This is a genomic window from Streptomyces sp. NPDC014907, assembly GCF_055562975.1.
This window is the reverse complement of the sequence record NZ_JBVHEG010000001.1, coordinates 1061468-1076795: the sequence shown is the minus strand read 5'-3', so window position 1 is coordinate 1076795 and position 15328 is coordinate 1061468. Positions and strand designations below refer to the sequence as shown.

The window sequence follows — 15328 nt, the reverse complement described above, 5'->3', positions numbered from 1 at the left end:
CTCAACGCCCCCGGTCCGTCCGGCCCGCCGCCGCCGGTCCGCCCGGGGCGGTCTCAGGGGCGGGTCATCCCGGAGGGGTACGCGAGGTTGATCCCGGGGGCTGACGCTTCCGGGCCCCCGTTCTGGTCAGATGGGTACATCGGCCGATCGGGGCCGTTCGAGACCACCTCAGGGCGCACGGAGGTAACGGAAACCATGGCAGCGAACGAAGTCCGTAGCGGGACCCGCGACGGGAAGCGGCGCGGAGCGGGCCGGTACGTCGTCCCGGTCGCGGTGGCCGGCGTGGCGGCGGCGACCATCGGTCTGGTCCCGGCGCTCGCGGCGTCCGGCGACCCGGACCTGCCGGAGATCACGGCCCAGCAGCTCATCGAGAAGATCGCCGCCTCGGACACCCAGGCCCTGTCCGGGACCTTCAGGATCTCCACCGACCTGGGCCTGCCGGCCCTCGGCGGCCTGGCCTCCGGCCTCACCGGGCCGGGCGGCGGCGGGTCCTCCACGGCCGACCCCTCGGCGAAGCTCACCGAACTGGCGGCGGGCACCCACACGCTGCGCGTGGCGGTGGACGGCCCCGAGCGCCAGCGGCTCACCCTGCTCGACGGTTCCGACGAGTACAGCCTGATCCACAACGGCGACGACGTCTGGGCCCACGACAGCAAGTCGAACGAGGTCTTCCACGAGAAGGGCGCGTCCGGCGGCCGGGAGGAGCACGAGGAGGCGCCCGCGACGCCCAAGGAGCTCGCGGACCAGGTCCTGAAGGCGGCGGGCGACACCACGTCGGTCACCGTCGACGGCACGGCCAGGATCGCGGGCCGGGACGCCTACCAGCTGGTGATCAGGCCCAAGCAGAGCGGATCGACCGTCGAGTCGGTGAAGATCGCGGTGGACGCGGCGAACGGCACCCCGCTGAAGTTCACCCTCGCCTCGGCCGAGGGCGGCAAGCCGGTCGTGGACGCGGGCTTCACGAAGGTCGACTTCTCCCGGCCCGCCGCCTCGGTCTTCGCCTTCGAGGCGCCGAAGGGCGCGAAGGTGACGGAGGGCGCGGCGGAGAAGGCGGACGGGCTTCCCGGGGGCGCCGGGAAGAACGGGACCGGAGACTTCGGGAAGGGCTTCCCCGGGGGCCTCGGCGAGATCCTTCCCGGACTGGGCGAGGGCGCGGGCGGGAAGGGTCCGGAGGTCGTCGGCGAGGGTTGGACGGCCATCCTCACGCTCGACACCGGCGCCCCGGCGCCGAAGACCGGCGAGGCGCCGAAGGAGCTCCAGGGCCTCCTGGACTCCTTCGGCGACAAGGTCACCGGGAAGTTCGGCTCGGGCACCCTCTTCAGGACGAAGCTGGTGAACGCGCTCCTCACCGACGACGGCAAGGTCTACGCCGGCGCGGTGACGAAGGACGCGCTGGTGGACGCGGCGAACGCCGGCAGGTGACGGACGGTTGGGACCCCGGGCGGGTCGGGGGCGATGGTCACCGGCCCGCCCGGGCGTTTCCGCGGCTTCCCCGCGCGGTTACGGGAAGGTCAGCTTGAAGCCGTTGATGTAGCCGGTGTCGGCGGCGGCCTTGTCCTGGACGCGGAGCTTCCAGACGCCGTTGGCGACCTCGGTGGAGGCGTTGACGGTGTAGGTCTGGACGATGTTGTCGGCGCTGCCGCCGGAGCGGTTGCTGAGGCTGTAGACCGACCCGTCGGGGGCGATGAGGTCGACGACGAGGTCGCCGCGGTAGGTGTGGACGATGTCCACGCCGACGGCGAGGTTGCTCGGGGCGTTGCCGGTGACGCCGGTGACGGTCACGGAGGAGGTCACCGCGGCGCCGTTGTCCGGGACGGTGACGTCGGCGGTGTTCTCGAAGACCTTGCCGGTGGGCGGCGTGGTGGTGCCGGCGGACAGCGTCCAGACCGCGTGCGCGACGGCGTCGCTGTTGCGGTCGAGGGCGGTGTCGTTGATGTTCGCGGTGGTGTCGCAGGAGGAGTGGTAGCAGCGGTCGAAGGCCTGGCCGGCGGTGCCGCCCCACTTCTGGGCCTGCGTCGTCGTCTTGGTGTAGTCGGCGCCGCTGAAGAGACCGCCGACCGGGACGCCGGCGTTCTTGAACGGGGCGTGGTCGGAGCGGCCGTCGCCCTCGGTCTCGATCTCCGTCGGGATGCCGAGGCCGGCGTAGTAGTCCTTGAAGGTCTTCTCGATGACCGGGTCGTCGTCGTAGACGAAGTAGCCCGGGTTGGGCGAGCCGATCATGTCGAAGTTGAGGTAGCCCTTGAGCTTCGAACGCTCGGTCGTCGGCAGGTTGTTGACGTAGTACTTCGATCCGACGAGGCCCAGCTCCTCGGCGCCCCACCAGGCGAACCGCAGGTGCTTGGAGGGCTGGTAGCCGGCGCGGGACACGGCGAGCGCGGTCTCCAGGACGGCGGCGGAGCCGGAGCCGTTGTCGTTGATGCCGGCGCCGGCGGCGACCGAGTCGAGGTGCGAGCCGGCCATGAGGACCTGGTTCGGGTCGCCGCCCGGCCAGTCGGCGATCAGGTTGTAGCCGGTGGCGCCGCTGGAGGTGAAGGTCTGGAGGGTGGTGGTGTATCCGGCGGCGTCCAGCTTCGCCTTCACGAAGTCGACGGACGCCTTGTAACCGGACCGGCCGTGGGCGCGGTTGCCGCCGTTGGCGCTGGCTATCGACTGGAGGTCCGTCAAGTGCTGCTTGACGTTGGCGAGCGATATGTCGGGCGCGGCGGTGGCGCCCGCGGCTCCGGACGGGGCGGCGGAGGCGCTGGTTCCGGCGAGGCCGCCGAGGGCGAGCGCCGCGAGGGCGGCGACCGCGGTGACGCGTCTGGGCACGGAGATGTTCATGTGGGGGCTCCGGATTCCGAACGGGGATGGGACGGAACGTGCGAGACGCCTCGGACCCGGGGGCCACGAGGCGTTGGAGCTGTGCGTGTGCGTGCGCTGTGTTCAGTTGTTCTGTCGTTCAGTTGTGCGTGCTGAATGTTCAGTTACGGTTTGACTTCGCGTCAAGAGCGGAAATCGGCCGGGGCCGTTCGCTCAGCGAACGGGCCGAACCGGGAACCGGCGGTTCCGCGCGGGCGCGCCCGGCTCCGGCCGTCCCGGGGGGCTTGCCCGGACACCGGCGCGGGGGAAGGATCGCGGCATGTCCGGCGACCGCCTCATGCGCATCCACAGTGACGAGTTCCAGGCCATGGCCGAGAGGGTCCTGCGGGTCACCGAGCTGACCTCCCGCCTGAACGTCCTGCCCTTCGGGGACGAGGCGGCCAAGGCGGAGCTGTTCGAACAGATCCTCGGCAAGCCGCTGCCGCCGAAGGTCACGGCCTATCCGCCCTTCTACACGGACCACGGCCTCAACATCGACTTCGCCGGACGCGCCTTCGTCAACCAGAACTGCACGTTCCTGGACTACGCCGGCATCCGGATCGGGGAGCGCGTGATGATCGGGCCGAAGGTCACGTTCATCACCGTCGGCCACCCGGTCGACCCCGGGGAACGGCGGCTGTACCTCACCGGCGCGCCCATCGACGTGGCGGAGAACGTGTGGATCGGCGCCGGCGCCATGATCCTGCCCGGCGTCAGCATCGGCCGTGACGCCGTGATCGCCGCCGGCGCGGTCGTGGCCGACGACGTGCCGCCGGCGAGCCTGGTGACCGGCGGCAAGGCGACCGTCCGCCGGGAGTGGTGACGACCTCTCCGGAGCCGGAGCGGGAGTCGGGGCGGGCCCAGAGCGGACCCGGAACGGATCAGGACTCGGCGATCGGGCCCGGACGTACCGCCGGGGGAGGAGCCCGGAGCCGTACCGCGCTTCCGGCTCACCGTCCCCGGCTTCAGAACACGGTGAACAAGGGGCGGCCGAACAGGTCGGCGAGCGCAGCCAGTCCGAGGGCCGCGCCGCCGGCCAGCAGGGGAAGGGCGAGGACGAGCAGGAGGAGCAGCCCGGCGGCGAACTGGGCGGCGTTGCGGCGCCGCAGCTGGTTGACGCCCGGGTTCCGCGGATCGTAGACGATCTCCTCCTCGTCGCGGCCCCCGTTCGATCCCCGGTACGCGCCCGGCGCCCCTTCCGCGTCGGTGAACAGGTAGACGTACAGCGCGTCGGGGTCCCCCCGGTCGACGGACCCGGAGTTCTTCCGGTGTCCGTCCACCGTGATCCCGCGCACGGCCAGGACCCAGCCCTCGCGGACGGGCTTCCCCCCGAGGGCGGCCAGGACGGTTCCCCCGCCGACCGTCATCGGGACGAACAGCCAGCAGAAGGCCCCGGTCCAGGAGCCGGTGACCAGCAGCGCCGCCAGCACCAGGAAGAACGCGGCGGCGAGGGCCGCGCCCGGCCGGACGGCGGGCAGCCCCGGACGCTCCAGGGGCTCGGTGGTGACCAGGGCCGCACCGGAGAGGTCCAGTTCGGCCCCGTCGCGCACCGGCAGCGCCTCGCGCAGGACGGTGGCGAAGCGTTCCACCGCGCCGGGCCCCAGGGAGGTCAGCGAGTGGGTCCGCGCGGCGTCGGGCTCCTGCCCGGTCAGGACGACGGCGAGCGTGCGCCCGCCGGGCCCGCGCACCTCCACCCGCTCGATCGCCGCCACGGGTATCCGCCGGAGCTCGCGTCCCGACCGGAGCAGCAGCTCCCCCGAACGCAGCCGGGCACGCCGTCCGAAGAGGCCGTGGAGCACGAGCGGGGAAGTGATCGCCGAGGTCATCGCCCCACTGTAGGGACGCCCCGGCCGCCCCGTGGGCGCGACCGGGGAAGTGCCCGGCCCGGCACCGCCGCCCGTTCCCGGCGCCGTTCCTCCGCCCCTACTGGACGCAGAACTCGTTCCCCTCCGGGTCCGCCAGGACCACCCACGACCCCGACGGCTCGTCCACCTCCCGCAGGACCGTCGCGCCGAGGCCGCGCAGGCGGGCCACCTCCTCGTCGCGGGCGCCCTCCTCCGCGTGGAGGTCCAGGTGGAGGCGGTTCTTGCCGGTCTTCGGCTCCGGGACGCGCTGGAAGAGGATGCGGCGGCCCCGGCCCATGTCGGTGGCCTCGTCGAAGGGGTCGTCCGGGTGGCGCACGGCGGCGAGGTCGCGCCAGCCGAGGCGCTCGCGCTCCGTGCCCCCGTGGACGGTGGCCGTCGCCTCCTGGGGGGCGGCGCCCAGGTCGAGGAGGCGGCGGACGAGGCCGCTGTGGTCCTCCTCCCGGTAGCGGAGGGCGGCGGCCCAGAAGGCGGCCTGGGCGTGCGGGTCGGTGGCGTCGAGGACGAGCTTCCAGTGAAGAGCGTTCATGTAACCAGTTATAGTGGTTACATGCCTCGGACCGCCACCGGAATGACCCTCACGCACCACGACGGGCAGACCTTCCGCTTCGACGCGGGCGCCCTCTGCCTCGAACTGCTCCTCACCGGAGGACCCGGTCCGGTCGCCTCCCGGTACGAAGTCCTCGACCGCGCCGAGGGCCTGCTCGCCTGGGCGCGGAACTGCCGGCTCGCCCCCGGCCCCGACCTGACCGTCACCGGCGCGGAACTGGCGGCGGTGCGGGAGACGCGGGACGCCCTCTGGGGCCTCGCCCTCGCACGGGCCGGGGGGAGGCCGTACGCCCCCGGGGAACTGGCGGTGGTCAACGCCGCCGCCGCCGGCACGCCCCTCGCCGCCCTGATCGCCGCCGACGGCACGCGCGCGTGGGCCCCCGGCGCCACCGGGGCCGGGCTCCTCGCGACGGTGGCCCGCGACGCGGTGGACCTCCTGACCGGGCCGTACGCCGACCGGGTCCGGGTCTGCGGCGCCGACGACTGCTCCCTCGTCTTCGCCGACACCTCGCGTCCCGGACGCCGCCGCTGGTGCTCGATGGACCGGTGCGGCAACCGCCACAAGGTGCGGGCCCACCGGTCCCGCACCCCCCGGGAAGGAGAAGCGTGACGCCCGTGGGACTGACGCGGGACGCCGGCTGGCAGATCGGCGTCTCGAAGACCCTGCCCCTGCCCGTGGCGGCCGTCTGGGACTTCCTGGTCTCCCCCGGGGGCCTGGCCCTGTGGCTCGGCCCGGGCGCCTCGCTGCCCCCGGAGGGCGACCCCGCCCTCCGGAGCCTCCGGCCCCGCGACCGGGTCCGCCTCTCGTACGGCGGGACCGTCCTCCAGGTCACCGTCTCCCCGGCGGGCGACGGCCGGACCGTCCTCCGCTTCCACCAGGAGCACCTGGCCGGCGCGGAGGAGCGCGAGCGCCGGCGCGCCCACTGGAAGGGCGTGGCGGCGGAGATCGCGCGGACCCTCGCCCCCCAGGGGGCGCCGTCACACGCCGTACGCCCGCCCCGGACCGGAGGCGGGGGCGGGCGTCCCGCCGTGAGGCAAACCGGGTGACCGGCCGCCCGGCGGTGGCATGTCGGCGGCTGTTCCTAAGCTTCCAGTCGTGAACATGGATGATCTTGCATGGCAGGCGAGCGGCAATCGCGGTATTTCTCCGAGAAGTACGGCTCTCCTGCTGGAGCACGGTCACCTGGACCTGGTGGTCCGGGCGGCGGAAGAGCGCGGTGAGTGGTTCTGCGCGGAGGGCGCGGCGCGGGAGTTGTGCCGGTCGGGCGGGTTCGAGCGGGCATCGCGGGTGATGGAGCCGTTCGTCGCGACCGGGTGGCGGACGGCCCTGTGGGCGAAGGCGGAGATCCTGGTGCGGGCGGGCCGGGTGGACGAGGCCGCGGATCTGGTGCGCCCGGACGACGAGGGCCGCGCTTCACGGACCGTGTGCCGTAACGCCGCCGCGCTGCTCGCCGAGGCAGGGTACGTGGATGAGGCCGTCGACCTGCTCGTGCCGCACATCGACGCGTCGTGGATCCGGACGGTCCTGGTCGGGATCACCGAGGGCCGGGGCCGCGACGAACGGGTGCTGGAGCTGATCGCCCCGCACGCCGAAGCCGCGCGACGATCCCGCGAGGAGGGCCGATGGGACTACTCCCGCGCGGACGCGCAGGAGCTCCAGGCCCGGGTACTGGAACGCGCGGGCCGTGCCGACGAGGCGATCCGGCTCCTCGGCGAGGACATGGCCAAGGGCCGTTTCCCCTCCGAGAACACCCTCACCGCCTACGCCGGACTCCTGGCACGTCATGACCGGCTCGACGAACTGCGCGAACTGGCCACCGGACGGAACGCGCGCAGCGTCCTGGACGTCCACGCCCGTGCCCTGCGAGAGCGCGGGCGGGCGGAGGAGGCCGAGACGGTGATGCGTGAGGCCATCGCCGCCGACGACTGGGTCGGGTACCGGGCCTGGCTGTCCTCGGTCCTGCTGCGGGACGGCCGGCTGGACGACGCGATCGCCGTGGCCGAACCCGGCTTCGGCCGGAACGACTGCTCCGACCTCCTGGACCCCCTCGTCCACATCCTTCTCGACCGGCCCGCGGAACTGCTCCGCCTCCTGGACCATCCCCTCACCGTGCCCCACCACGACCACAAGGAGTTCCCGCACGGGTGGCGGGCCTTCGCCCTCGCCGGCCTCGGCCGTGCCGAGGAGGCGATCGCCGTGGTCGAAGCCCGCCCCGACCCGTGGGCCGACCCCCGCGTCGTCCGGGCCGGCCTCCTCGGCGCCGCGGGGCGCCTCGCCGACGCCGCCGCCGAGCTGCGGGGCATCGACACGATCGAGGCGCGCGAGGAACTGTTCGAGGTGCTCGTCCTGCAAGGGCGGGCGGCCGAGGCGATCGACGTCCACCCGACCGTGGCCGAACAGCGAGCCGCCGGAGCGGCGGAGGAGGCGGCCCTCCTCCGCGAGGACGGGTACTCCCCGGAGCCGCCCTTCTAAGGCGTGCGTGCCGGGCACCGCCGGGCAGGCGGGACTTTCGGCACACGCCCCAGGGCGGCTCCGTCGCGCCCGCGTCAGGAGCGGGGCGGGGGCGATCACCGCTTCGGGCGGGCGGAGCGCCGTTCCACGGCATCGCGGTGCTCGTACGCCCCACAGCCGGACGAACCCCCCCTCGGCACCGGCCGGCTCATGCCGGTGCGTCACGGCGCCGTGGTCCACCGGTGGTGATCACGTGAAGGCGCCGTCCCGGGGGGCGGGGACCCGCAGGTGGTCCAGCAGCCCCTCCGGTTCCGGGTACGGCTCCTCGCGGGGGAGCGCCGCGCGGGCCCCGTCGAGGTCGCCGGACCGGACCAGCGCGTGGACGCGGTGGGCGAGCGGGGTCACGTCGGTGACGGACACCGTCCACTCGTCCGCGTACCGCCGGGCCGCCTCGCCCGACAGGCCGAGCTGGAGCGAGCGGTACGGGAGGGGCTGGAGGCGCAGGTCCCGCTCCGGGTCCCACTGGACCCGGGCCGGGGCGTGCCCCAGCTCCCGCCGCCACGCGTCCCGGTCGGGGTGGAGGCCGGGCCCGTGGTGGGAGAGGCAGGCGTTCCGCAGGGCCCACTCGAAGCCCTCGCGGGTGATCTCCACGGCGAGGACCGTCTCCTGGCCCTCCTTCGTGCCCCAGCCCGAGCGGTACATCATCCACAGGAACGACGGCTTGATCCACGTCATCCGGTCCCGCTTCCAGGTGGCCGGAAATCGTCCCTCGCGGGCGGCCGGCAGCCCGATCGCGGGCGGGTACGCCTGGTAGACGGTGACGGTACGGGCGGTGTGCAGCGCGCGCACGCGGTGTCTCGGCTCTTCCGGTTCTTCCATGCGCCTCAGGGTGGGCGAAGTCCCCGGCCGTGGCCATCGATTATCCCGGCCGGAGCGGCTCCGCCGTCACGTCCGGTGCGTCGGGGCCGCGGGTGCCCCGGCCCCCGCCGGACGCTCGGCTCCCGCCGGAGCCCCGGCCTCCGGAGCCCCGGCCGCGGCCGCCTGGACCGCCGCCGCCTCGGCCGCCGCCCTGCTGCGGCGGCCCGTGCGCAGCGCGTCCCAGGTGAGGACCGTCAGGGCCAGCCAGACGAGGGAGAAGCCCGCCCACCGCTCCGGCGGCATCGCCTCGTGGAAGTAGAGGACGCCCAGGAGGAACTGGAAGGTCGGCGCGAGGTACTGGAGGAGCCCGAGCGTCGACAGCGGCACGCGGATCGCCGCCGCGCCGAAGCAGACCAGCGGGACCGCCGTGACCAGGCCGGTGGCGGCGAGCAGCACGGTGTGGCCGGCGCCGTGCGCGCCGAAGGCGAGGGTTCCCCGGGTCCCCAGCCAGACGAGGTAGCCGAGGGCGGGCAGGAACTGGACGGCGGTCTCGGCGGCCAGCGACTCCAGGCCGCCGAGGTTGACCTTCTTCTTCACCAGGCCGTAGACCGCGAAGGAGAAGGCGAGGACGAGCGAGATCCACGGCGGCTGCCCGTACCCGATCGCGAGGACGAGCACGGCCGCGAAGCCGATGCCGACCGCCGTCCACTGTGCCGGGCGCAGCCGTTCCTTGAGGACGAGGACGCCGAGCGCGATGGTGACGAGCGGGTTGATGAAGTAGCCGAGGGAGGCCTCGACGACGTGGCCCGTGTTGACGGACCAGATGTACAGGCCCCAGTTCACCGTGATGACGGCGGCGGCGACGGTGATCAGGCCGAGCTTGCGCGGGCTGCGCACCAGCTCCCGCATCCAGCCCCGGCGGCGCAGCGCGAGGAGGGCGAGGGCGACGAACACCAGGGACCACGCCATGCGGTGGGCGAGGATCTCGATCGCCCCGGCGGGCTTGAGGAGCGGCCAGAAGAGCGGGACCAGGCCCCACATGCCGTAGGCGCCCATCCCGTAGAGCAGACCCGCTCGTCCCTCGTCGTCCTTCTTCACCGGACCTCCCGCCCTGTGCCCCGCCGCCCTGTCGGCCGCTCTGCCGACGGTAGCTCCGCGCGGGGCGGGTTGTCATGCCCGTACCGCTATACGGTCATGACGGCCGGTGCTCCGCGCGGGAGGCGGCCAGCGCCTCCGCGATCGAGACGGCGACCGGGGTGGTCGGGCGGCCGGCCAGCCGGGCCAGGTCGCCGGTCCGCAGGGCGAGCGCGCCGTGCTCGACGGCCCGGTCCACGTCGACCAGGATCTCCGCGAAGGGGCGCGGGACCCCGGCGCCGGTCAGGATCTCCAGATGGGTCCCGGCGGGGACGGGGGTGTACGTGACCTCCCGGCCGGACTGCGCGGCGACCTCGGCCGCGTACTCGGCGAAGGACCAGGCGGTGTCGCCGCTCAGCTCGTACGTCCTGTTCAGGTGCTCCCCGGCCGGACCGGTCAGGACGGCGGCCGCGGCGGCGGCGTAGTCGGCGCGGGAGGCGGAGGCGACCCGGCCCTCCCCGGCGTTGGAGACGACGGTGCCGTGGGCCAGGACCGGGCCGAGGTGGGCGGTGTAGTTCTCGCTGTACCAGCCGTTGCGGAGGAAGGTGTACGGCAGCCCGGAGGCGAGGATCAGCCGCTCGGTCTCCTGGTGCTCGGCGGCCAGCGTGAAGTCGGCGTCGTCGCCGCCGAGGACCCCGGTGTACGCGAGCTGGGCCACGCCCGCCGCCCTCGCCGCGTCGATCACGGCGGTGTGCTGTGCGACGCGCCGCCCGACCTCGCTGCCGGAGACGAGGAGCACCCGGTCGCCGGCCTCGAAGACGCCCGCCAGGGTCTCCGGGTGGTCGTAGTCGGCGACCCGCAGTCCGACCCCGCGCTCCGCCAGGCCGGCGGCCTTCTCCTCGTTCCGGACGACGGCGACGACGTGTTCGGCGGGGACGGCGTCGAGGAGGGCGTCCACGACGAGGCGGCCGAGCTGTCCGGTGGCTCCGGTGACGACGATGCGCATGGGTTTCTTCTCCCGTGGGGGGTGTGGGGTGACGCGTTCACCGTACGACGGGCGCTAACCGAGAGAAAGTACCCACTTTCGAGTAAGGTACTGGCATGAAGGTAAGCATCGGAGAGACGGGCGTGCGGCCCGACGTGTACGAGCCGGCGTGCCCCTCGCGGCTCGTCCTGGAGCACGTCACCAGCCGCTGGGGCGTCCTCGTCCTGGCGAGCCTCCTGGAGCGCTCGTACCGCTTCAGCGAACTGCGCCGCCGCATCGGGGGCGTCAGCGAGAAGATGCTCGCCCAGACCCTGCGGACCCTGGAACGCGACGGCCTCGTCCACCGCGACGCCCGCCCCGTCATCCCGCCCCGCGTCGACTACGCCCTCACCCCGCTCGGCGCCGAGGCCGCCCACCAGGTGCGGGAACTCGCCCACTGGACCGAGCGCCGGGTCCCCGCCGTCCAGGAGGCCCGCGCGCGGTACGACGAGGCGCACCGCGAGGGCGTCACCGGCCCGTGACGGGGCGGGGGCCCGGTCCGTGCGGACCGGGCCCCCGCCTCCGGCCCGCGCTCCCCGGGCCTCCGGGACCGCGTCAGCCGACGACCGTCCAGGTGTCGTTCCCGGCGAGGAGCCGTCCCAGGTCGCCCTCGCCGTGCCGTTCCACGGCCGCGTCGAGCTGCTCGGCCATCAGCGTGTCGTAGACCGGCCGCTCCACAGCGCGGAAGACCCCGACGGGGGTCCGGTGGAGGGTGTCGGGGTCGGCGAGCCGGGAGAGCGCGAAGGCGGTGGTGGGGGAGGCGGCGCGGGCGTCGTGGACGAGGACGCGCGCCTCGTTCTCCGGGGTGACCGTGACGACCCGGAGGTCGCCGGTGGTCGGGTCGCGGACGACGCCCTTCTCGTTCTCGGCGCCGAAGCGGATCGGCTGCCCGTGCTCCAGGCGGATCACCGCCTCCTTGGCCCGGTCCTTGTCCTTCAGGGCGTCGAAGGCGCCGTCGTTGAAGATGTTGCAGTTCTGGTAGATCTCCACGAGCGCGGTGCCGTTGTGGTCGGCGGCCTGCCGCAGCACCTCGGTCAGGTGCTTGCGGTCGGAGTCGACCGTGCGGGCCACGAAGGAGGCCTCCGCGCCCAGCGCGAGCGAGACGGGGTTGAAGGGCGCGTCGAGCGAGCCCATCGGCGTCGACTTGGTGATCTTGCCGACTTCGGAGGTGGGGGAGTACTGGCCCTTGGTCAGCCCGTAGATCCGGTTGTTGAAGAGCAGGATCGTGAGGTTCACGTTGCGGCGCAGGGCGTGGATCAGGTGGTTGCCGCCGATGGAGAGCGCGTCGCCGTCGCCGGTGACGACCCAGACGGACAGGTCGCGGCGCGAGGTCGCCAGGCCGGTGGCGATGGCGGGGGCGCGGCCGTGGATGGAGTGCATCCCGTAGGTGTTCAGGTAGTACGGGAAGCGGGAGGAGCAGCCGATGCCGGAGACGAAGACGATGTTCTCCTTCGCCAGGCCCAGTTCCGGCATGAAGCCCTGGACGGCGGCGAGGACGGCGTAGTCGCCGCAGCCGGGGCACCAGCGGACCTCCTGGTCCGACTTGAAGTCCTTCATGGACTGCCGGGCCTCGGCCTTCGGCACCAGGTTCAGGAGCGGCTCAGCCATCGATGGCCTCCTTGAGGACGGCGGCGAGCCGTTCGGCCTTGAACGGCATGCCGTTGACCTGGGTGTGGCTGCGGGCATCGACCAGGTACTCCGCCCGGATCAGGGTCGCGAGCTGACCGAGGTTCATCTCGGGGACCACGACCTTCTCGTACCGCTTCAGCACCTCCCCGAGGTTCTTCGGGAAGGGGTTGAGGTGGCGCAGGTGGGCCTGGGCCACGGGCAGGCCGGCGGCCCTGAGGCGGCGGACGGCCGCCGTGATCGGCCCGTAGGTGGAGCCCCAGCCCACGACCAGGGTGGCCGCGCCGTCCGGGTCGTCCACCTCCAGGTCCGGGACCTCGATGCCGTCGATCTTGGCCTGGCGGACGCGGACCATGAAGTCGTGGTTGGCGGGGTCGTACGAGATGTTCCCCGTGCCGTCCTGCTTCTCGATGCCGCCGACGCGGTGTTCCAGGCCGGGTGTGCCGGGCACGGCCCACGGGCGGGCGAGGGTCTCCGGGTCCCGCTTGTACGGCAGGAAGACCTCGGTGCCGTCGGCGAGCTCGTGGTTCGGCCCGGTCGCGAAGGGCGTCCTCAGGTCGGGGAGCCCGTCGACCTCGGGGACGCGCCAGGGCTCGGAGCCGTTGGCCAGGTAGCCGTCGGAGAGCAGGAAGACCGGCGTGCGGTAGGTGAGCGCGATGCGGGCGGCGTCGAGGGCCGCGTCGAAGCAGTCGGCGGGCGTCCTCGGCGCGACGACCGGGACCGGCGCCTCGCCGTTGCGGCCGTACATCGCCTGGAGGAGGTCGGCCTGCTCGGTCTTGGTCGGCAGCCCGGTCGACGGGCCGCCGCGCTGGATGTCCACGACCAGCAGCGGCAGTTCGAGGGAGACGGCCAGGCCGATCGTCTCCGACTTCAGGGCCACGCCGGGGCCGGAGGTGGTCGTCACGGCGAGGGAGCCGCCGAAGGCCGCGCCCAGCGCGGCACCGATCCCGGCGATCTCGTCCTCGGCCTGGAAGGTCCGCACGCCGAAGTTCTTGTGCCGGCTCAGCTCGTGCAGGATGTCCGAGGCCGGGGTGATCGGGTACGAGCCGAGGTAGAGCGGCAGCTCCGCCCGGCGGGCGGCGGCGATCAGCCCGTACGACAGGGCCAGGTTCCCGGAGATGTTGCGGTACGTGCCGGCCGGGAACGCCTTCGTGGCCGGGGCGACCTCGTAGGAGACGGCGAAGTCCTCGGTCGTCTCGCCGAAGTTCCAGCCGGCCCGGAAGGCGGCCACGTTGGCCTCGGCGATCTGCGGCTTCCCGGCGAACTTCCGGCGCAGGAAGGCCTCCGTGTTCTCGGTAGGCCGGTGGTACATCCACGACAGGAGCCCGAGCGCGAACATGTTCTTCGACCGCTCGGCCTCCTTCCTGGGGAGGCCGAACTCCTTCAGCGCCTCCAGGGTCAGCGTGGTCAGCGGCACCGGGTGGACCCGGTAGCCGTCCAGCGAACCGTCCTCCAGGGGCGAGACCGCATAGCCGACCTTGGCCATGGCGCGCTTGGCGAACTCGTCGGTGTTGACGATGACCTCGCCGCCGCGCGGCACGTCCCCGATGTTCGCCTTCAGGGCGGCGGGGTTCATCGCGACCAGCACGTTCGGCGCGTCGCCCGGGGTCAGGATGTCGTGGTCGGCGAAGTGGAGCTGGAAGGACGACACGCCCGGCAGGGTCCCGGCGGGGGCCCGGATCTCGGCCGGGAAGTTCGGCAGCGTGGAGAGGTCGTTCCCGAAGGACGCCGTCTCCGAGGTGAAGCGGTCACCCGTGAGCTGCATGCCGTCGCCCGAGTCGCCCGCGAAGCGGATGATCACCCGGTCGAGCCGGCGGACTTCCTTCCCGGTGCCGTGCGGGGGCGTCGCCGGGGCACCGCGCTGCTCCCCGAGCAGGGCCTCACCGGCCTCGCTGCTGACCTGGCTGGTCACTGAACTGGACCTCCCTCGTCGCAAGGGGACTCTCCGCCGGAGGCGGGGAGCGGCTCGGGGCGCGGCCGGCCGATCACCGTCCGTCCCGTCGCCCACCCTACGACGGGAAGGGGGAACAGCCGGGGACTTCTCGCATCGCGGACCCTGTTTCGAGACGTCCCTTTGTCCGGTGACGTCCCGTTCTGTCGTCACCCCACGCACTTGGAAGATCGCGTTCCGTTTCGCTCCGGCGGCGGACCGGCGGCGGACCGGCGGACGTCCGGCCGGGCCGTGGACCCGGGCGTCCGGCCCGGCCCCGGGCCCCCGGGAGCCCCCGGCCCCGGGACCTCGGAGCCCGGGACCTCGGGCCCACGACCTCAGGACCTCAGGTACCTCACGACCTCAGGTACCTCACGACCTCAGGTACCTCACGACCTCAGGTACGTCAGCACCGCCAGCACCCGCCGGTGGTCGCCGTCGCTCGGCGAGAGCCCCAGCTTCAGGAAGATGTTGCTGATGTGCTTCTCCACCGCGCCGTCGCTCACGACCAGCGCCTTCGCGATCGCCGAGTTCGTCCGCCCCTCCGCCATCAGGCCCAGCACCTCCCGCTCGCGCGGCGTCAGGTTCGTCAGGACGTCCTGCCGGCGGCTCCGGCCGAGCAGCTGCTGCACGACCTCCGGGTCCAGGGCCGTACCGCCGCCGGCCACCCGGACGACCGCGTCCACGAACTCGCGGACCTCCGCCACCCGGTCCTTCAGGAGGTACCCCACGCCCCGGGTGGAACCGGCGAGCAGCTCGGTGGCGTACTGCTCCTCCACGTACTGCGAGAGGACCAGGACGCCGAGCCCCGGGTACTCCCCGCGCAGCCGCACCGCCGCCCGCACGCCCTCGTCCGTGTGCGTCGGCGGCATCCGCACGTCCGCCACCACCACGTCCGGCAGCGCGCCCCCGGCGGCCAGCTCCGCCACCGTCTCCACCAGCGCCTCGCCGTCACCGACCTTGGCCACGACCTCGTGCCCCAGATCGGTCAGGAGCCGGGTCAGCCCCTCCCGCAGGAGCACCGAATCCTCGGCGATGACCACTCGTACCCGCCCCGCCACGTCCCGCTCTCCCACGCCCCACAGCCCTCACGTTCCGGTCTTCGGATGAGGCCC

Annotated in this window: 15 protein-coding genes; 6 read left to right on the top strand and 9 right to left on the bottom strand. The window is 73.3% G+C overall.

Annotated elements, in window-relative coordinates:
- Window positions 1–195: 195 nt before the first annotated feature.
- Window positions 196–1422: a LolA family protein gene (locus ACZ3IL_RS04915; protein WP_467386563.1), complete on the top strand. Its 1227-nt coding sequence runs from the start codon at window positions 196–198 to the stop codon at window positions 1420–1422.
- Window positions 1423–1500: 78 nt separating this feature from the next.
- On the opposite strand, the gene ACZ3IL_RS04910 is transcribed toward ACZ3IL_RS04915, so the two are convergent.
- Window positions 1501–2820, bottom strand: a complete 1320-nt coding sequence (locus tag ACZ3IL_RS04910; protein ID WP_467386560.1) for a M28 family metallopeptidase — start codon at window positions 2818–2820, stop codon at window positions 1501–1503.
- A 298-nt stretch (window positions 2821–3118) separates the two neighbouring features.
- Between ACZ3IL_RS04910 and ACZ3IL_RS04905 the strand changes: the two genes are divergently transcribed.
- Window positions 3119–3661, top strand: coding sequence for a DapH/DapD/GlmU-related protein (locus tag ACZ3IL_RS04905; RefSeq protein ID WP_467386558.1), 543 nt, complete (start codon window positions 3119–3121; stop codon window positions 3659–3661).
- 142 nt (window positions 3662–3803) lie between these two features.
- Here the strand turns inward: ACZ3IL_RS04905 and ACZ3IL_RS04900 are convergent, their stop codons facing one another.
- Together ACZ3IL_RS04900 and ACZ3IL_RS04895 are read right to left on the bottom strand one after the other, a co-directional pair.
- Window positions 3804–4664, bottom strand: a complete 861-nt coding sequence (locus tag ACZ3IL_RS04900) for a hypothetical protein (protein ID WP_467386556.1) — start codon at window positions 4662–4664, stop codon at window positions 3804–3806.
- Window positions 4665–4761: 97 nt separating this feature from the next.
- Window positions 4762–5229 carry a VOC family protein gene (locus ACZ3IL_RS04895; protein WP_467386554.1) on the bottom strand — a complete coding sequence of 156 codons (468 nt, stop codon included), beginning with the start codon at window positions 5227–5229 and terminating at the stop codon, window positions 4762–4764.
- A gap of 21 nt (window positions 5230–5250) precedes the next feature.
- Between ACZ3IL_RS04895 and ACZ3IL_RS04890 the strand changes: the two genes are divergently transcribed.
- The 3 genes from ACZ3IL_RS04890 to ACZ3IL_RS04880 are packed head-to-tail and all read left to right on the top strand — an operon-like array spanning window position 5251 to window position 7722.
- Window positions 5251–5859, top strand: coding sequence for a CGNR zinc finger domain-containing protein (locus ACZ3IL_RS04890; protein WP_467386552.1), 609 nt, complete (start codon window positions 5251–5253; stop codon window positions 5857–5859).
- 5 nt (window positions 5860–5864) lie between these two features.
- The gene (locus ACZ3IL_RS04885) at window positions 5865–6296 is read left to right on the top strand and encodes an SRPBCC family protein (RefSeq protein WP_467386550.1); all 432 of its coding nucleotides are present in this window, start codon (window positions 5865–5867) and stop codon (window positions 6294–6296) included.
- 55 nt (window positions 6297–6351) lie between these two features.
- On the top strand, window positions 6352–7722 hold the full coding sequence (locus ACZ3IL_RS04880; protein ID WP_467386548.1) for a hypothetical protein: 1371 nt from the start codon (window positions 6352–6354) through the stop codon (window positions 7720–7722).
- 228 nt (window positions 7723–7950) lie between these two features.
- Here ACZ3IL_RS04880 and ACZ3IL_RS04875 read toward each other — a convergent pair whose 3' ends face one another.
- From ACZ3IL_RS04875 to ACZ3IL_RS04865, 3 genes are all read right to left on the bottom strand, one after another.
- Window positions 7951–8580, bottom strand: coding sequence for a DUF4291 domain-containing protein (locus ACZ3IL_RS04875; protein WP_467386546.1), 630 nt, complete (start codon window positions 8578–8580; stop codon window positions 7951–7953).
- Between the two features lie 66 nt (window positions 8581–8646).
- Complete coding sequence (gene rarD, locus ACZ3IL_RS04870) at window positions 8647–9657, bottom strand: EamA family transporter RarD (protein WP_467386544.1); 1011 nt, start codon at window positions 9655–9657, stop codon at window positions 8647–8649.
- Window positions 9658–9751: 94 nt separating this feature from the next.
- Window positions 9752–10639 carry an SDR family oxidoreductase gene (locus ACZ3IL_RS04865; protein ID WP_467386542.1) on the bottom strand — a complete coding sequence of 296 codons (888 nt, stop codon included), beginning with the start codon at window positions 10637–10639 and terminating at the stop codon, window positions 9752–9754.
- A 95-nt stretch (window positions 10640–10734) separates the two neighbouring features.
- Here ACZ3IL_RS04865 and ACZ3IL_RS04860 point away from each other — a divergent pair, with 95 nt between their 5' ends.
- Window positions 10735–11139: a winged helix-turn-helix transcriptional regulator gene (locus ACZ3IL_RS04860; RefSeq protein ID WP_467386540.1), complete on the top strand. Its 405-nt coding sequence runs from the start codon at window positions 10735–10737 to the stop codon at window positions 11137–11139.
- A 73-nt stretch (window positions 11140–11212) separates the two neighbouring features.
- On the opposite strand, the gene ACZ3IL_RS04855 is transcribed toward ACZ3IL_RS04860, so the two are convergent.
- The 3 genes from ACZ3IL_RS04855 to ACZ3IL_RS04845 all read right to left on the bottom strand — a co-directional run bounded on the left by ACZ3IL_RS04855 (window position 11213) and on the right by ACZ3IL_RS04845 (window position 15274).
- The gene (locus tag ACZ3IL_RS04855; protein WP_467386538.1) at window positions 11213–12265 is read right to left on the bottom strand and encodes a 2-oxoacid:ferredoxin oxidoreductase subunit beta; all 1053 of its coding nucleotides are present in this window, start codon (window positions 12263–12265) and stop codon (window positions 11213–11215) included.
- Window positions 12258–14195 (bottom strand): 2-oxoacid:acceptor oxidoreductase subunit alpha, encoded by a 1938-nt coding sequence (locus ACZ3IL_RS04850; protein ID WP_467386536.1) that lies wholly within the window; start codon window positions 14193–14195, stop codon window positions 12258–12260. The genes ACZ3IL_RS04855 and ACZ3IL_RS04850 overlap by 8 nt, the downstream gene beginning before the upstream one ends.
- Before the next feature lie 407 nt (window positions 14196–14602).
- Window positions 14603–15274 (bottom strand): LuxR C-terminal-related transcriptional regulator, encoded by a 672-nt coding sequence (locus ACZ3IL_RS04845; protein WP_467386824.1) that lies wholly within the window; start codon window positions 15272–15274, stop codon window positions 14603–14605.
- Window positions 15275–15328 lie beyond the last annotated feature (54 nt).